14 protein-coding genes are annotated in these 16,651 nt (G+C 40.0%); 8 read left to right on the plus strand and 6 right to left on the minus strand.

The window, feature by feature from the left end; all coding sequences use genetic code 11:
- Window positions 1-55: 55 nt before the first annotated feature.
- On the minus strand, window positions 56-955 hold the full coding sequence (locus UNSWCS_RS03515) for a restriction endonuclease (RefSeq protein ID WP_021087377.1): 900 nt from the start codon (window positions 953-955) through the stop codon (window positions 56-58).
- Window positions 956-1,053: 98 nt separating this feature from the next.
- Between UNSWCS_RS03515 and UNSWCS_RS03520 the strand changes: the two genes are divergently transcribed.
- Window positions 1,054-1,305 (plus strand): hypothetical protein, encoded by a 252-nt coding sequence (locus UNSWCS_RS03520; RefSeq protein WP_021087378.1) that lies wholly within the window; start codon window positions 1,054-1,056, stop codon window positions 1,303-1,305.
- Window positions 1,306-1,331: 26 nt separating this feature from the next.
- Here the strand turns inward: UNSWCS_RS03520 and UNSWCS_RS03525 are convergent, their stop codons facing one another.
- From UNSWCS_RS03525 to UNSWCS_RS03545, 5 genes are all read right to left on the minus strand, one after another.
- The gene (locus UNSWCS_RS03525) at window positions 1,332-2,051 is read right to left on the minus strand and encodes a fumarate reductase iron-sulfur subunit (protein WP_004317555.1); all 720 of its coding nucleotides are present in this window, start codon (window positions 2,049-2,051) and stop codon (window positions 1,332-1,334) included.
- Window positions 2,044-4,062 carry a fumarate reductase flavoprotein subunit gene (locus tag UNSWCS_RS03530; RefSeq protein ID WP_021087339.1) on the minus strand — a complete coding sequence of 673 codons (2,019 nt, stop codon included), beginning with the start codon at window positions 4,060-4,062 and terminating at the stop codon, window positions 2,044-2,046. The genes UNSWCS_RS03525 and UNSWCS_RS03530 overlap by 8 nt, the downstream gene beginning before the upstream one ends.
- 14 nt (window positions 4,063-4,076) lie before the next feature.
- Window positions 4,077-4,775, minus strand: a complete 699-nt coding sequence (locus tag UNSWCS_RS03535) for a fumarate reductase cytochrome b subunit (RefSeq protein WP_035143411.1) — start codon at window positions 4,773-4,775, stop codon at window positions 4,077-4,079.
- Between the two features lie 119 nt (window positions 4,776-4,894).
- Window positions 4,895-5,710: a prolipoprotein diacylglyceryl transferase gene (gene lgt / locus UNSWCS_RS03540; protein ID WP_021087350.1), complete on the minus strand. Its 816-nt coding sequence runs from the start codon at window positions 5,708-5,710 to the stop codon at window positions 4,895-4,897.
- Between the two features lie 36 nt (window positions 5,711-5,746).
- Window positions 5,747-6,382 (minus strand): IMPACT family protein, encoded by a 636-nt coding sequence (locus tag UNSWCS_RS03545; RefSeq protein ID WP_021087298.1) that lies wholly within the window; start codon window positions 6,380-6,382, stop codon window positions 5,747-5,749.
- 126 nt (window positions 6,383-6,508) lie between these two features.
- Between UNSWCS_RS03545 and galU the strand changes: the two genes are divergently transcribed.
- The 7 genes from galU (at window position 6,509) to phsA (ending at window position 16,651) form a co-directional block, all read left to right on the plus strand.
- A complete protein-coding gene (galU, locus tag UNSWCS_RS03550; protein ID WP_009294249.1) occupies window positions 6,509-7,330 on the plus strand; it encodes a UTP--glucose-1-phosphate uridylyltransferase GalU in 822 nt (273 codons plus the stop codon).
- Complete coding sequence (locus UNSWCS_RS03555; RefSeq protein ID WP_021087402.1) at window positions 7,327-8,547, plus strand: glucose-6-phosphate isomerase; 1,221 nt, start codon at window positions 7,327-7,329, stop codon at window positions 8,545-8,547. The genes galU and UNSWCS_RS03555 overlap by 4 nt, the downstream gene beginning before the upstream one ends.
- A 2-nt stretch (window positions 8,548-8,549) precedes the next feature.
- Window positions 8,550-9,095: a DUF1287 domain-containing protein gene (locus UNSWCS_RS03560; RefSeq protein ID WP_021087387.1), complete on the plus strand. Its 546-nt coding sequence runs from the start codon at window positions 8,550-8,552 to the stop codon at window positions 9,093-9,095.
- Between the two features lie 61 nt (window positions 9,096-9,156).
- A complete protein-coding gene (locus tag UNSWCS_RS03565; protein WP_021087380.1) occupies window positions 9,157-10,746 on the plus strand; it encodes an ABC-F family ATP-binding cassette domain-containing protein in 1,590 nt (529 codons plus the stop codon).
- 494 nt (window positions 10,747-11,240) lie between these two features.
- Window positions 11,241-12,641, plus strand: a complete 1,401-nt coding sequence (locus tag UNSWCS_RS03570) for an aspartate ammonia-lyase (protein ID WP_021087358.1) — start codon at window positions 11,241-11,243, stop codon at window positions 12,639-12,641.
- A 91-nt stretch (window positions 12,642-12,732) separates the two neighbouring features.
- Window positions 12,733-14,076: an anaerobic C4-dicarboxylate transporter gene (locus UNSWCS_RS03575; RefSeq protein WP_021087407.1), complete on the plus strand. Its 1,344-nt coding sequence runs from the start codon at window positions 12,733-12,735 to the stop codon at window positions 14,074-14,076.
- A gap of 301 nt (window positions 14,077-14,377) precedes the next feature.
- Entirely contained in the window at window positions 14,378-16,651 is a 2,274-nt protein-coding gene (gene phsA, locus UNSWCS_RS03580) for a thiosulfate reductase PhsA (protein ID WP_021087401.1), read from the plus strand.

Genomic DNA, 16,651 nt, shown 5'->3' on the forward strand with positions numbered 1-16,651 from the left:
TTGAACTCAAACTGCATGTGTGAGTGCCTTGCAAATTTTAAATTCGCTAGCATTTTTAAAAATTATTTTCCTCAAAAAAGTCGGTATCGATCTTGCAAATTTCATATATCTGGCTTGTTTGAACGCCTACTTTATACTTTATCATTAGCTCAGCCAGTCTGTCGCCATCTATCAAGACTACGCTAAAGTTTTGACTATCATTAGCAAACATTTGGGCCTCTTTTGTAAATTTTGCCGTTGTAATAAAGACGCCCTTTTTGGTATTTTTATTTGAGATAGCACCGATGAACTGCTGTATCTCTTGCCTACCTATGTTGCTACCATCTTTATATCTCTTTGCTTGGATGTAAATTTTAGAAAGTCCTAGCTCATCTTCGTCTATTATGCCATCTATACCACCGTCTGGACCTTTGTTTGTAAGGCTTCCAGTTCCATAATCCATCCTTTCTAAAAGCTCTGTTACTAGATGCTCGAAAAATCTAGGCTCTTTTTCTAAAATGCTGGATAAAATTTCACTTTTTAGCTCTTCTTTTATCCTTTCATATGCATCTTTTAGGCTGTCGTCTGGTGTATTTTCTACTGCTTCTTTCTTTTCTTTTTTGATCTCTTGTTTGTAAATTTCATCATACCAAGATATAAATTTCTCTTTTGCATCCTTACTACTTATCAGCTCTTTGCCAAAATTTGTTATAGAAAACAGACTTTTGCCAACTTTCTCAAGAGGCTTCATCTTTGGTTTTGCTTTTACCTGTGCAGTGGTTGCCAGATACGTTAGAGCCCAGTCGGCACGGTTTATATAAGTAGGTGTCCCTCTTTTTATCCTTTGCAAAAGGTCTTCATCGTTTAGCTTAAACTGATTTATTATAAATTTGTAAATTTCACTTCTGTTTGTATTGTTATTTTGTGCTACAAATTCTAAAATGGGTAGCATCATCTCTTTATAGCTTGGTATCATTTAATATCCTAAAAAATGAAGTTGCTTGATGTCAAATTATATAAATTTTTTACCAAAAAATTTCTTGTTTTTTATATTTTTATGGATATAATCACCGCATGAAATACGTAAGCCTAACAGAGTTTTTCTCTGATAATATCAATTTATTTATGAACGTGATCGCTTCGTTGTTTGCGATATTTTTTTGCATTAGTGCTGGGTTTGGTCTTTTGTTTTTTATTACCTTGCCGCTTGGCTATATAATGGGCATAGTCTTGTCGTTTCCGCTTTTAATATTTGTATTTTTCTTATTTGCAGCGCTAGATATTTGTATCTGTATCTTGGTCTCTGTTTTTAGAGTTTTTAAATAAATTTGGGGCTTTTTACAGCCCCTTTGCTACTTTATAGCAGCCATTTTTCTACGCATATAAGCTATGCGGCTTTGAAGTGGTAGGTGTTTTGGGCAGTTGTCTTCGCAGCCAAGCAAAGTCATACAACCAAATACGCCATCATCATCGCCGATTAGCTCGTAAAAGTCCTCATCAGTTCTCTTATCAAGTGCGTCTATCTTAAATCTAGCAACCCTGTTTAGACCAACAGCGCCGATGAAATCAGGTCTCATGATAGCTGTTCCACAAGATGCGACGCAAATTCCGCACTCTATACAGCGATCAAGCTCAAAAACTTCTTGAGCGACTTCTGGCTCAACTTTCTCTTCAAGCTTAGAGATATCAGTCTCATGATCTGTGTGTATCCAGCTCTCGACACGCTTACTCATAGCGTTCATCCAGTTGCCAGTATCTACGCTTAGATCTTTTAGTAGTTTAAAGACTGGCAAAGGCATAAGCTCGATGACACCGCTTTCAAAGTCTTTTGTTAGGGTTCTGCAAGCTAGGCTTGGTTTGCCATTTACTAGCATGCCACAACTTCCGCAAATTCCCGCACGACAAACAAAGTCAAAGCTAAGATCTGGATCAAATTTCTCACGAATTTGATTTAACGCGATAAATAGCGTCATACCATCAGTCTCTTCAAGCTCATAAGTCGCAAAATGAGGCTTTGAAACTTTGCTTAAAGGATTGTATTTAAAAGCTTTTATGGTTATTTTTCTACTCATTTCCTATACCTGCTCTTTCATTTGGTGCTTTATATTTTGGTTGAAGGTCATAGTGCATCAAAGCCTCTTGAATTTCTTGTCTGCTCTTGCCTTCTGCTTGCATTTTCTCGCGAATTTCATCTACCTCTTTTTGGCGGATAGCGCTGTTTGGATGCTCGATGATATTTCCTTTTGCACCATAACCTCTAAATGCTGGCGGCATCTCCATCTTCATGATATCAAGTGGCTCATAAGTGATAGTTGGCATAGTGTCGCCTTCTTTCCAGCTTGTAAGCGTTCTGTTTAGCCAGTTAAGGTCATCTCTCTTTGGATAGTCTTCACGGCAGTGAGCACCACGGCTCTCTGTTCTATCAAGCGCACCTTTTGCGATACAAAGTGCTAGTTTTAGCATCTTTGGCACGCGGTAAGCCTCTTCAAGCTCTGGGTTGCCAAATAGTGCTTTGTTGCTTACTTTTACATCAAGTGACTCTTTGTAGAGTGCTTCAAGCTCTTTAACAGCAAGCTCTAGGCCTTTGCCTGTTCTAAATATCGCAACGTGCTCCCACATTACCTCTTTCATCTTGTTTTTGATATCAAAGACGTTAAATTTACCATCTTTTGTGACGAGGCTATTTAGATAGTCTTCTTGTTTTTTAACAAATTTCTCGATATCAGCTGTGTTTATCTCGATCTCGTGGCTAGCGCAATAATCTGCAAAATAATCACCAACGATCATACCAGCGACGACTGTCTCAGAAACTGAGTTACCACCAAGGCGGTTAAAGCCGTGCATATCCCAGCAAGCAGCCTCGCCAGCGCTAAATAGACCAGCTAGTGTTGGGCTCTCGCCAGTTGGTTTTGTCTTGATGCCGCCCATTGAGTAGTGCTGCATAGGTAGGATCGGCGCCCAGCCTTTGCCACGTTGATGTCCTGTCTCGTCAGTATATACTTCAGTGTCAGCAGGATCGATGCCGTTAAAAATTTCGCAAATTTCTTGAACGTCACGTAAATTTTTCTCGATGTGCTCGCGTCCAAGGATAGAGATATCAAGCCAAACGTGATAGCCATAAGGGCTAGGCACACCTTTGCCTGCACGGATGTGCTCCATGATACGGCGGCTAACGACGTCGCGGCTAGCTAGCTCTTTTTTCTCTGGTTCATAATCAGGCATAAAGCGGTATCCATCAACGTCACGTAAAATTCCGCCATCACCGCGGCAACCTTCTGTTAAAAGAATGCCAGATGGGACGATCGGAGTTGGGTGAAACTGAACAGCTTCCATATTACCAAGCTGAGCTACGCCAGTCTCAAGTGCGATCGCAGCGCCGATACCTTCGCAAACAACAGCGTTTGTAGTGTGTTTATAAACTCTACCATAACCGCCAGTTGCTATAAGTGTGCCTTTTGAAACATAGGCTGTGATCTCGCCATTTACTAGGTCACGAACGATCGCGCCGTAGCAGCGGTTATTTTGGTGTATCAAAGCGATCGCCTCTTTGCGGTCGTGAATTTCTACATTGTGCTTAAGCGCTTCGTTTGCAACAGCAAAAAGCATGGTGTGACCAGTTGCATCAGCTGTGTAGCAAGTTCTCCACTTTTTTGTACCACCAAAGTCACGTGAGTGGATAAGGCCATGAACCTCTTCTTTTTCAACGATAGTTGTCTTTTGAGCGTTGATGATAGCGCTTCTTTCGCCTTTTGTGATCCTAGTCCAAGGCACGCCCCAAGCTGCAAGCTCTCTAATAGCTTTTGGAGCAGTTTGACAAAACATACGTGCAACTTGTTGATCGCAACCCCAGTCGCTACCTTTTACTGTGTCAGCAAAGTGTACATCTTCGTTATCGCCTTCACTCATTTTAGAGTTACCAAGGCTTGCTTGCATGCCGCCTTGAGCAGCAGCAGAGTGAGAACGTTTTACAGGGATGAGGCTCAAAACTACGGTGCTTAAACCCTTTTCTCCAGCAGCCACAGCAGCTCTAAGACCAGCTAGACCGCCACCAATTACCAATGCGTCATAATATTTTACATTCATCTTCTAGCTCCTTTTTAATGGCTGATCCACACGAAATCAGCGATCAAAGCGATCACAGCAAGTATGCCATAAATGACAAATACAACTGTCTTTGCCTTATTTCTTTTAGCAAACATTTCGTGTTTATTTACGCCATCAATGCTTACCCATTTGACATATAAGCGGTACATGCCAACGCTAGCGTGAACGACCATGAAAACAAGTAGTGCGAAGTAGAAAATTTCTAGTTTGTGAAAAGCAGCAGCTGATTTGTCAGCAGTGATGTGTCCGCCAAAGATGATATCGATGAGGTGGGCGCTTGCTGCAAAAAATAGAGCAAAGCCTGTTAAAAACTGGAACCACCAAAGTGTGGTATCAAGGTGCCTCATGCGGTCTTTATGGCCTCTAAACATTAGATATTGTCTGTAATTTGCAGGAAATTTTCTCATTGCCAAGAAGGCGTGAGTTACAAAAACTACAAAGATAACAGCAGCTATAACATTTGTGATCCACCAAGTAGCCTCGCCAAATAAAAATTTAGCCTCTGCAAATCCTACGACAGCGTTAAATGCGTCTTTGCCAAGTAGTATAGTAGAAGTAAAAACCATATGGCACAATATGAAACAGGCTAGAATAAATCCTGTAATACTTTGCCATCTATCCCAAGCGGCTGGAGTGCGGCTTTTTTTGCCGTCCGACCGTTTCCCCAAAAAACCTTCTATAAGCCCGGTCATGAGCCCTCCTAAGAAATTTGAAATAAGTTATCATTTCTTAATACTAATTTAAACATTAGCATTAATTGATAAAGCTAATGTTATCAGAACTTTACTTTAATAAATTTTAAATATTGACATTAAATTTTCGTAAATCTCTTATAGAGTTTAATATAGACAAAAATTCCCAACCCACACATAATAAGTGATAAAATTTGCCCCATTGATAGACTAAAAATAATAAATCCAAGTCCAGAATCAGGCTCTCTGTAAAATTCACAAATAAATCTTGCAAATGTGTATAAAATGGCGTAAAGTGCTATGAGCTCGCCATTAAATTTCTTATATTTTCTATATAAAAATAAAATGACAAAAATAACTAAACCTTCTAAGAATGCCTCGTAAAGCTGGCTTGGATGTCTTGGCTGACCAAAGACATTTATCGCCCAAGGCACGTCTGTGACGCGTCCAAAAAGCTCTTGATTTAAGAAATTTCCTATCCTGCCAAAGGTGTAGCCAAAAGGTATGCAGATGGCGCAAAGATCAAGTAGCTGCCAAGCGTTTTGCTTATATCTTTTGCAAAATAAAATCGTAGCTAGCAAAAAGCCAACCACAGCGCCGTGATAGCTCATGCCGCGAATTCCTATAAACTCGCCGTTGTGTATTGGATTAAAAATTTGCCAAGGCTGCGTTAGATAGTAGCTTGCTTCACCTGAATATACTAAAACCCAGCCAAGTCTAGCGCCTAAAATGACGCCTATTTCTACCCAAAAAAAGTAGTTGTCCAAAAGCTGATTTGATATAGGGATATCATCTTTTTTAACGAGATACTTTGCCATGGCAAGTGCTAAAACAAGGGCTAAAATATACATAAGCCCATACCAATGCACGCTAAAGCCAAAGAGGCTAAAGGCGACTGGGTTAAAGTGGTTATAAATGTCGTTCCAAATTTCCATTTTTTACTTTCTTTTTAAATTTGTGCGATTTTACAATTAATAAATAAACAGCGCTTTGCTGCCAAGTGGCAAGGCTAGAAATTTAAACTCGCTTGCTTCAAATTCTTTACAAAATTTAAATAGCTCAGCAAACTCGGCTTCGTTTAAATTTACGCTCCAAATCGCTCCAAGATCATTAAATTCTCTTTCAAACTCGCTTAAATTTTTAGTGGCGAAGTAGTGTTCAAAGCGGCTCATCAGCGAAAATGGCGTAAAAAATTTAACTTCATCTTTTATCTCAAATTTAATCACGCCACCATCTTTTATCGCCTCATTTATCGCTTCATTCACAGCTCCTGAGTAGGCTCTAACAAGCCCTCCGGTGCCAAGCTTTATCCCGCCAAAGTAGCGAACTATCAAGACCCCAACGTTTATAAGCCCCGCCCCTCTTAGTGCGTTTAGGCTTGGCTGGCCGCTAGTGCCCTTTGGCTCGCCGTCATCACTTTGATTTTCAACGATTTGTCCGTATTTGTTTAGCTCCCTTGTCGCCCAAACTACGTGAACAGCCTTAAAATGCTCCTCTTTTAGGTGTTCGTGCAAGCTTTTAAACGAGCTTATCGGGCATAAAAATGCTAAGAAATTTGACTTTTTTATATCAAGCTGGGCTTTAAAAATCCTATCAATCGTCTGCAAATTTGCTCTTTTTTTAAAATTTCAAAAATCTTATCAATTTGCTAATTAAAGCCTTGTAAATTCAGACAAATTTATATTATTAAGGAAAAGATAGTAGAATTTTGCAATTTTTCATGAAGGACTAAAATGATACAAACTTGCCTATTTCCAGCGGCTGGATATGGAACGAGGTTTTTACCAGCTACAAAATCACTCCCAAAAGAGATGCTACCGATCCTTACAAAACCGCTCATTCACTACGGCGTTGATGAGGCGCTTGAGGCTGGCATGGACAATATGGCCTTTGTCACAGGACGTGGAAAAAGGGCGCTTGAGGACTACTTTGACATCAGCTACGAGCTAGAAAAAGAGATCGCAGGCAGTTCAAAAGAGTCACTACTAAGCGAAGTTAGAAATTTAATGAGCTCATGCACATTTTCATTTACTAGGCAAAATGCTATGAAAGGGCTTGGACACGCCATTTATACGGGTAAAACGCTAGTTCGAGATGAAGCTTTTGGGGTCATTTTGGCAGATGATCTATGCATAAATGAAAATGGCGAGGGCGTGCTTTCACAAATGGTTAAAATTTATGAAAAGTATCGCTGCAGCGTCGTTGCAGTGATGGAGGTGCCAAAAGAGCAGACCAAGTCTTATGGCGTCGTAAGCGGTAGGTTTATAGAAGATGATCTCATAATGGTTGATGATATGGTTGAAAAGCCTGATCCTGCTGAGGCTCCAACAAATTTAGCGATAATTGGCCGCTACATCCTAACGCCAGATATTTTTAACATCTTAGAGCGAACAAAACCGGGCAAAAACGGCGAAATTCAGATCACAGACGCACTAAAAACGCAGGCAAAAGATGGCATGGTGCTAGCTTATAAATTTAAGGGCAAGAGGTTTGACTGCGGCAGCATCGATGGCTTTGTCGAGGCTACAAATTTCTTTTATGAGCGCAGTAAATGATAGAGACTTCATTTAAATTTAACTTTGCAAGCAGCGAGGTCATTGACTCCTACGCCAAACGCATAAACGACGAGTACGAAAGCGGCGAGATAGGCTACTACCACCTGCCAGTGCTTGGGCAAAATTTGCTTGGCGAGATCGAAGAGTATGAAAAAGGGCTAGCTCATATCAAAAATGTAGTACTTGTTGGTATTGGTGGCAGCAGTCTTGGCGTAAAGGCGCTAAAATCGATGCTTGAAGGCACAAAGGGGATAAAAAGAGAGCTTTTATTTTTAGACAACGTCGATCCTTGCAGCTACAAAAGCACGCTTAGTGGGCTAAAATTTGATGAGACACTTTTTATAATAAGCTCAAAATCAGGCAATACGATCGAGACGATCACTATTTTTAAGTGTTTGCTTGATGACTTTAAACCTCAAAATTTGGGCAAAAATTTCCTCATCATCACAGATCCTGGCACAAATTTAGAAAATTTCGCCAAAGAAAATGGGATTAAATTTTTTAATATCCCAAAAAATGTGGGCGGGAGATTTAGCGTGCTAAGTGCGATCGGCCTTGTGCCTCTTGGTATCTGCGGCTACGATATAAAAGCACTTTTGGAAGGGGCACTTGCTTGCAAGAAGCAATACATCGAGCAAAAAGATAGCTCTATCATCGCTAAGGCCTACCACTACGCCACTAGCAGAAGTGCCAGCATAAATGTCATTTTTAGCTATTGCGATAGATTTTTTGAATTTAACGACTGGTATGTGCAGCTTTGGGCGGAGAGCCTTGGTAAAAAAAGAGGCTATAAAAGGGTCGGACTTACGCCAGTTGGACTTGTCGGCAGCCGCGATCAGCACAGCTTTTTGCAGCTTATCATGGACGGTGTAAAAGATAAGAGCGTGACATTTATAAAGATAAAAGATCACGCAAGCGACAAGACTATCCCAAATTTAAGCCTAAAAGGGCTTGAAGAGTGCGATTTTGTGGCGGGTCTAAGCCTAAATGAGCTTATAAATTTGCAGTGCGATGCGACGGCTATGGCGCTGGTGCAAGAGGGCATAAGTGTCGATACGATCACACTTGAGAGACTTGATGAGTTTCACGCTGGCTGGCTCATTTTTTACTATGAGCTACTAACCTCGGCCACTGGTATCATGCTAGGCATCAACACCTACGATCAACCAGGCGTTGAGATAGGAAAACGTATCTTAAAAACAATGCTTTTAAAGTAAAAATGAAAAAATTTCTACTTTTAGCTCTTTTTGCCACGCAAATTTTTGCCTTTTCGGCGAGTAAATTTGTAAATGACGCTAGGTCACAGATCGACGTGACGCTAAGCTACGATCCAAGCTACGAAAAGCTAGCCTATCCTATGGGTGACGTGGATATCAAAAAGGGCGTTTGCACAGACGTTGTGGTAAGGGCGCTACGTCATCAGGATATGGATCTGCAAAGGCTCATTTTTGAAGATATGAGTAGAAATTTCGCAAGCTATCCTAAAAAATGGGGCCTTAAAAAGGCTGATAAAAACATCGATCACAGGCGTGTTTTAAACATCGCTACCTATCTAAAAAGAAAAGGTTTTGAGGTGAGTGATGATAAATTTTTGCCAGGCGATATCGTCACTTGGATGCTACCAGGAAATTTGCCTCACATCGGCGTGATCTCAGATAAATTTGAAGGCCAAACGCCGCTTGTCATCCACAATATCGGCTCTGGCGTGCAAGAAGAAAACATACTTTATAGCTACAAGATCACGGGGCATTTTAGACTAAAGTAGCAAATGGCTTTTTAATCAAATTTAAGGCAAAATCGCAAAAAAATAAATTCAAGGAAAAATAATGTTAGAAGTTAGGGGACTTACTCAAAGATTTGCAAGCAGTTTGCTATTTGAGGATGTAAATTTAAAGCTAAATCGCCACAACAGATACGGACTAATCGGTGCAAATGGCGCTGGTAAATCGACATTTTTAAAAATTTTAAGCGGAGCTATCGAGCCAACTAGCGGCGAGATCATCATAGAAAATGGACTAAAAGTTGGCGTGCTTGGACAAGATCAGTTTGCGTTTGAAAATTTCACGCTAAAAGATGCGGTGCTTTATGGCAACAAACGCCTATATGACGCTGTCAAAGAGAAAGAAAAGCTCTATATGAGCGAGGAATTTACCGATGAGATAAATGAGCGTTTAAGCGAGCTTGAGATGATAAGCGCTGAAGAAGACCCAAGCTACGAGTATGAGACTAGGATAGAAAAAATCCTAAGCTCGCTTGGACTAAATGAATTTGATAAGCTCATGAGCGAGGTTGAAAACTCAGATAAAGTTAAAGTTTTGCTGGCTCAAGTGCTATTTCCAAAGCCAGACATCTTGTTCTTAGACGAGCCGACAAACAACCTTGACATAGACGCGATCGCATGGCTAGAAAACGAGCTAAACCGCCACGAGGGCACGCTTGTGGTTATCAGTCACGACAGGCACTTTTTAAATAGAGTTTGCACAAATATTTTGGATGTGGATTTTAAGAAAATTCGCGAGTTTTCAGGCAACTATGACGACTGGTATATGGCTGCAAATTTGATCGCAAAGCAGCATGAGATGGAGCGCGATAAGAAGCTAAAAGAGAAAGAGGAGCTGGAGAAATTTATCGCGAGATTTTCAGCAAATGCGAGCAAGGCAAAGCAGGCGACCTCACGTGCAAAGCAGCTTGAAAAGCTAGATATCGCAGAGATCGCAGTCTCAAGCAGGCGTGATCCAAGCATTCTATTTCGTGCAAACCGCGAGATAGGAAACGAGCTAATTGAGCTTAAAAACGTAAGTAAGAAATTTGATGATAAAGTGATATTTGAAAACTTTAACTTTAAGCTCGAAAAGGGCGACAAGCTAGCCATCATCGGTCATAACGGCGTTGGCAAAAGCACACTTTGTAAGATCATAATGGGCGAGATAAAGCCTGACGCGGGCGAGGTGCATATAGGCGCGACCATCGAGCTAGGATATTTTGCGCAAGATACGGTAAATAAGATAGATGGAGAGCTAAAGCTATATGAATATTTGCAAGATGCCAAAAACAAGGACATAGACGAGATCAGAAAGTGCCTTGGCAGGATGCTCTTTAGCGGTGCTGAGCAAGAAAAAGCAGTAGGCGCGCTAAGCGGTGGCGAAAAACACCGAGTAAGACTAGCTCAGCTCATGCTTCACAGGCCAAATTTACTTGTCATGGATGAGCCAAACAACCACCTCGATCTTGAGGCTATCATCGCACTTGGCGAGGCATTTTATAACTTTAATGGCTCAGTCATCTGCGTAAGCCACGACAGGGAGCTGATAGATGCCTTTGCAAATAGAATTTTACACCTAAAAGGCAATGGCGAAGTCGTTGATTTTAAAGGCACATACGAAGAGTATAGAGCAAATTTAGGACTTGAAGGCTAAATATTCACTTTGCCTCTAGGAAATTTCTAGAGGCAACTTAAATTTATCCCCTTAAATTTACCATTCATAACGAGTTTGTAAATTTAGACAGAACCGCAAATTTTAAATTTTCATCATATAAATGTGTCACGAAGTAATATTATAATTAAAGTTTAACTTAATTTTTTTATTTTTGTGTTGTTTAAACTTTAAATTTACATTAATTATTTGTTAAATTTTCTCAAAAATGGCTTTTAAACTTAAAGTGTAGGACAAATCTGAGCTATTTTGACCCTTTTTATATAATAAAAAAGTGATATTATTAGTAATATAACAATTTAGAAGAGTAAAATCATAAAAATTAGCTTAAAAATGAAATATAATTTTGCTCCAAACGTCGTCTTATCAACTAAAAATCTTAAAGCTTAAAAAAAATAAGTAGTCATTAATATTTAAAACCTCAAATACCTATATAATTTCACTCGGTAACAAATTTTTACTAAGGAGAAGCTGTTATGGCAACTAGAAAAGAACATGATTTCATCGGCGAGTTGGAAATTTCTGATGATTTTTACTATGGTGTCCAAACATTTAGGGCTACTGAGAACTTCCACATGAGTGGTAGAACATTAAAAGAGTATCCATACTTTGTAAAGGCATTTGCGCAGATCAAAAAAGCTGCTGCGCTTGCAAATAAAGAGGTTGGCGTTTTAGATCCAAAGATAGCTGATGCTTTGGCAAAAGCTGCTGATAGAGTAATAGCTGGCGAGTTTTTAGATCAATTTGTCGTTGATATGGTTCAAGGTGGTGCAGGAACAAGTACAAATATGAACTCAAATGAGGTCATCACAAACATCGCACTTGAGAGCATGGGTCACAAAAAAGGCGAGTATCAATTTATTCATCCAAACGATCACACAAACCTTGGACAAAGCACAAATGACACTTATCCAAGCTCTATTAAGGTAGCAACTTATGCAAAGCTTACTGACTTGCTTGCTGCTATGAATTTGCTAAAAGATGAGCTTGAGAAAAAAGCAAAAGACTTTAAAGATATCATCAAAATGGGTAGAACAGAGCTTGAAGATGCTGTCCCTACAACACTTGGCAACACTTTTAACGCATTTGCAAGCTATATCAAAAGTGACATCGAAAAGATCATAGCAGCTCGTGAGTCAATGACATACCTAAACATGGGCGCAACTGCGATAGGTACAGGCATCAACTGCCACCCAGACTACAAAAACGTAGTTGTTAAAAAACTAAAAGAGATCACTGGCGTTGATTTCAAAAAAGCTGATGACTTCATCGCTGCTACACAAGATACTGCAGACTTTGTCCATGTAAGTGGCGCGCTTAAAACTGCTGCTGTTAGACTTTCAAAAATTGCAAATGACTTAAGACTAATGAACTCAGGTCCAAGATGTGGCCTTGGCGAGATAAATTTACCTCAAATGCAACCAGGCAGCTCAATCATGCCAGGTAAGGTAAATCCAGTTATCGCTGAGGTTGTAGGCGAGGCTTGCTATGAAGTTATCGGTAACGACGTAACTATCATGCTTTGCTCTGAAAGAGGCGAATTTGAGCTAAATGCATTTGAACCAGGCATCGCTTATGCGCTATTTAACTCTATATTTATCCTTGAAAACGCGATGAAAACATTAGCTGAAAAAGCTATCAAAAAACTTACTGCAAACCCTGAGGCTTGCTTAAAATCAGTTCTTGGCTCAGTTGGTATCGTAACAGCATTTAACCCATATATCGGTTACGAAAAATCAGCAAGCATCGCTAAAGAAGCCCTTCAAACAGGTAAAGCAGTTGGCGATATCTGCCTAGAGAGAGGCTATCTAAGCAAAGAAGAGATCGATAAGATTTTAGAGCCTAAAAATATGCTAAATCCGAGCATGGTTAGGTAAAAATTTAAGCAAAGTATTATTAAAAGCGTGCCAAAATTCTGGCACGCTTAAGTGGTGATTTTAGTAATAAAATTTAATAAAGGAGTTTTCGATGGATATAATGCTGATCTTACAGATTATAGTCCTATTTGGCGGCATCTATCTTGGTGTCAAACTAGGTGGTATGGGCGTTGGCTACGCAGGTGGTCTAGGCGTTGTTGTGCTTGCTTTGCTTGGTATGAAAGTCGATATGAAAGACATCCCTATGGATGTTATCTTGATCATCGCTTCAGTTATCTCAGCGATCACAGCTTTGCAAGTTGCTGGCGGACTTGATTATTTAGTTCAAGTAGCAACTAAAATTTTACGCAAGAATCCAAAACAGATCAACTTTCTTGCTCCGATAGTTACTTACTTTTTAACTATCCTTGCAGGTACTGGACACACTGCGTTTTCTATGATCCCTGTTATCGTTGAGGTTGCAAAAACTCAAAATATCAAACCTTCAGCTCCACTTGCGCTTTCAGTTGTCTCTTCTCAAGTAGCGATCACTGCAAGCCCGATCTCAGCTGCGTTTGTTGCTATGAGTGGTCTATGTGAAAAGCTAGGTGTTAGCTATCCAGTGTTGCTATTTATTTGTATATCAACTACATTTGTGGCTATGATTATCACTGCGTTTATTATCAATAAATTTTATGATCTTGACCTTTCAAAAGATCCTATCTATCAAGATAGACTTGCAAAAGGTTTGGTTGCAGAGGTTAAGGATGTCGAGTATCACGAGCCAAAACCATACGCAAAAAGATCAGTTGCTATCTTTGCAGTTGGCGTTTTGATCGTTGTTTGTTATGCGCTATGCATTTCAAAGAGCTTAAATTTAGTAGAAAAACCTATCCTTTCAAGAGATGCAGCTATCATTAGCTTTATGCTAACTATCGGCTTTACGATAGCAGTAGCTTGCAAGGTTGAGACAGGCAAACTTCTATCAACTAGCACTTTTCAAAGCGGTATGAATGCGTGCATCTGCGTTGTTGGTATCGCATGGCTTGGTACAACATTTGTTAATGGACACCTTGACGCTATCAAAGAGGTTGCAAAAGACTTCGTTACTCAGTATCCATTTATCCTAGCTGTTGCGCTTTATTTCTTAAGCTGCTTGCTATACTCACAAGCTGCTACAACAAAGGTTATGATGCCTGCTGTTGCTGCTGCTCTTGGTATGACTAGCCCTGAAAATTCAGGTCAAATTTGGATACTTGTAGCTTCATTTGCTGCAGTTTCTGGTCTATTTGTATTGCCAACATATCCTACAACACTAGGTGCGATAGCGATGGACGATACAGGAACTACAAGAGTTGGTAAATTTGTATTTAACCACTCATTCTTCATCCCAGGAACTATAATGGTTGCATTATCAGTTATCCTTGGATTTATAGTAGCTCCAGTTCTTATATAAAACTTAAGCCGAGATCTCTCTCGGCTTTTTAACACACTTTAAATTTTCAATTTTTATATCAAATTCTTAAATAATATCTCTTTTTAAATTTTAAATTTTAAATTTTTACAATTCACGCAAAAATCGCACTAAAATTTAATCCTTCTTAATTTATCATTTTTAAAATTTGCTCTATTTTGATATTTAATCTCACATATCATAAAAAATTAAAATTAAAAAAAATTATTAAATAAAATTTAATTTTAGTTTTATCTTTAAATAATAAAATAACAAAAGTAAAATTTCTTTTAAAGGGAGAAAGATGAGCTTAAATAGAAGAGAATTTTTAAAATTCAGTGCAGGAGTTAGCGCAGCTGCATCATCTCTATCAGGTGGTGCTTTGCAAGGTGCTGCAAATGGAGGCGAAAAGCACGTTCATAGCTTTTGTGAGATGTGCTCTTCAAGGTGTCCTATCGAAGCAAAAGTCGTTGATGGCAAAGTTCGTTTTTTAAGTGGCAATCCAAAAGCTGGCGGTACAGCAACCTCTCTTTGTGCAAGGGGTGGCTCAGGCTTAAGTCAGCTCTATGATAAAAATAGGATCAAAAAGCCATTAATCAGAGCTGGCGAGAGAGGCGAAAATAAATGGCGTGAGGTTAGCTGGGATGAGGCGCTTGACTATGTCGCTTCAAAGATGCTTGAGATCAAGCAAAAGTATGGCCCTGAAAGCTTTGTCTTTACCTGTAAAAGCTCGCAAACGCACAAGCTAATGGTAAATTTTGCCTCAGCTTATGGCTCGCCAAACTGCTTTTCACACTTTTCATGCTGTCCGATCACCTATCAAATGGTCTGCGAGCAGATGTATGGCATAGCTAAGCTAAAAAGAGACTTTGCAAATGCAAAATACGTTGTAAATTTTGGCCACAACCTCTTTGAGGGTATCGTCATAGCTGATGCTAAAAAGCTTGCTAAATTTGCAGCTAGCAAGGATACAAAGCTACTTGTGCTTGAGCCAAGATTTAGCGTTGTGGCTTCAAAGGCCGATGAGTGGTTACCAGTTAAACCTGGCACCGACCTTGCCTTTGTGCTAGCGCTTATCAACACTTGGATACAAAATGGTACTTACGATAAAGAATTTATAGAAAAATTTACAACTGGCTTTGATGAGATTGTTAAAAGCGTAGAGGGCAAAACGCCTGAATGGCAAGAGACAATCACTGGCATAAAAGCAAGTGATGTTAGACGCATCGCTGATGAAATTTATAAAGCTGCTCCAAGAGTTATTTTTGATTTTGGGCATAAGACAACTACCACAAGAGCTGAATACATGAGGACAAAAGCCATCATGGTTGCAAATGCGATGATGGGCAACTGGGAGGTTAAGGGCGGTCTTTTTGGTGGCAAAAACGCAAAGACCTTTAACAAGCTAGTTGGCGAGGATAAATTCCCAGTTCTTAAAAACCCAGATGAGAAATTTAAAGTGCCAAAAGTCACTAGACTAGACTTCGCTGGCGAGGCTGGAGCGCATAAATTTGTAAGCAGAAAACATGGCGTTTTGATGGATATAGATAACGCTATCTTAAACGAGAAGCCTTACGCCATAAAAGGTTGGTTTAACATCCGCTTTAACCACCTCATAAATGTGGCTGAGACGATGAAGAGCATAGAGGCGATGAAGAAGCTTGAGCTCATCGTAGTAAGCGATGTCTATCTAAACGATATGGCGACCTTTGCTGATGTCATCTTACCTGAGAGCAGCTACCTTGAGCGCGACGAGGGCATAGAGGACAAGTCAGGTCTAAAACCAGCTTATATGATAAGAAATAAAGTCGTTGATCCAGTTGGCGACACGAAGGACGGGGCGTTTATCTTTAGAGAGCTAGCACGCCGCATGAAGATAGACGAGCTTTACACTTGGAACGATATACGTGAGTTTAGGATGCAACAAGCTGGTGGAGATGTAAATTTACTCGCCGCACTAGAAAAAGATGGCTTTATCACGTGGGATGAGCCGGGAATTTTGTTTAGAGAAAAAGGTTTGATCGATAAATTTGTCGCTAAATATCCAGCAGCTGCTAAATTTGTAGGAGAAAATGGCTTGATGGACGATATGGCTAAGCTTAAAACAAAAAGCGGCAAGATAGAGCTATTTTTACCTGATGTCGAGGCACAGTTTGCAGGGTATGGCGCGCTAAATGACAAAGATATGGACACATTTGACGGACACGAGCTTTGCTTAACTTGTGGCAAAACGCCTATCCATACCAACGGCCACACTCAGGCAGTGCCATTTTTAAATGACCTTATGAGCGATAGCCCTATCTGGATCAATCCAAACACCGCTAAAAAGCAAAATTTACGTGACGGCGACACGGTTTTAGTCAAAAATAAATTTGGCGAGCAAAAGGGCAAGCTTATGGTGACTGAGGGCATTAGAGAAGATACACTCTTTATCTATCACGGCTTTGGACACATCACGCCAGGCCTTAAGAGTATAGATCACGTAGGGCTTAACACAAGCGTGCTTCTTGATCCAGCTGAGGGTCCGGTGGCTGCGACTATGGTTACAAATGTTGGCGTTAGCATAAGTAAAGCGTAA

Source organism: Campylobacter concisus UNSWCS, from assembly GCF_000466685.1.
Taxonomy (GTDB): domain Bacteria; phylum Campylobacterota; class Campylobacteria; order Campylobacterales; family Campylobacteraceae; genus Campylobacter_A; species Campylobacter_A concisus_A.

Bases quoted from the DNA above. Each gene is read 5' to 3' on its own strand.
- galU (WP_009294249.1), top strand. From the start codon at position 6,509: ATGATACAAACTTGCCTATTTCCAGCGGCTGGATATGGAACGAGGTTT.
- UNSWCS_RS03570 (WP_021087358.1), top strand. From the start codon at position 11,241: ATGGCAACTAGAAAAGAACATGATTTCATCGGCGAGTTGGAAATTTCT.
- phsA (WP_021087401.1), top strand. From the start codon at position 14,378: ATGAGCTTAAATAGAAGAGAATTTTTAAAATTCAGTGCAGGAGTTAGC.
- UNSWCS_RS03565 (WP_021087380.1), top strand. From the start codon at position 9,157: ATGTTAGAAGTTAGGGGACTTACTCAAAGATTTGCAAGCAGTTTGCTA.
- UNSWCS_RS03525 (WP_004317555.1), bottom strand. From the start codon at position 2,051: ATGAGTAGAAAAATAACCATAAAAGCTTTTAAATACAATCCTTTAAGC.
- UNSWCS_RS03560 (WP_021087387.1), top strand. From the start codon at position 8,550: ATGAAAAAATTTCTACTTTTAGCTCTTTTTGCCACGCAAATTTTTGCC.
- UNSWCS_RS03515 (WP_021087377.1), bottom strand. From the start codon at position 955: ATGATACCAAGCTATAAAGAGATGATGCTACCCATTTTAGAATTTGTA.
- UNSWCS_RS03530 (WP_021087339.1), bottom strand. From the start codon at position 4,062: ATGAATGTAAAATATTATGACGCATTGGTAATTGGTGGCGGTCTAGCT.
- UNSWCS_RS03555 (WP_021087402.1), top strand. From the start codon at position 7,327: ATGATAGAGACTTCATTTAAATTTAACTTTGCAAGCAGCGAGGTCATT.
- UNSWCS_RS03575 (WP_021087407.1), top strand. From the start codon at position 12,733: ATGGATATAATGCTGATCTTACAGATTATAGTCCTATTTGGCGGCATC.
- UNSWCS_RS03520 (WP_021087378.1), top strand. From the start codon at position 1,054: ATGAAATACGTAAGCCTAACAGAGTTTTTCTCTGATAATATCAATTTA.
- lgt (WP_021087350.1), bottom strand. From the start codon at position 5,710: ATGGAAATTTGGAACGACATTTATAACCACTTTAACCCAGTCGCCTTT.
- UNSWCS_RS03535 (WP_035143411.1), bottom strand. From the start codon at position 4,775: ATGACCGGGCTTATAGAAGGTTTTTTGGGGAAACGGTCGGACGGCAAA.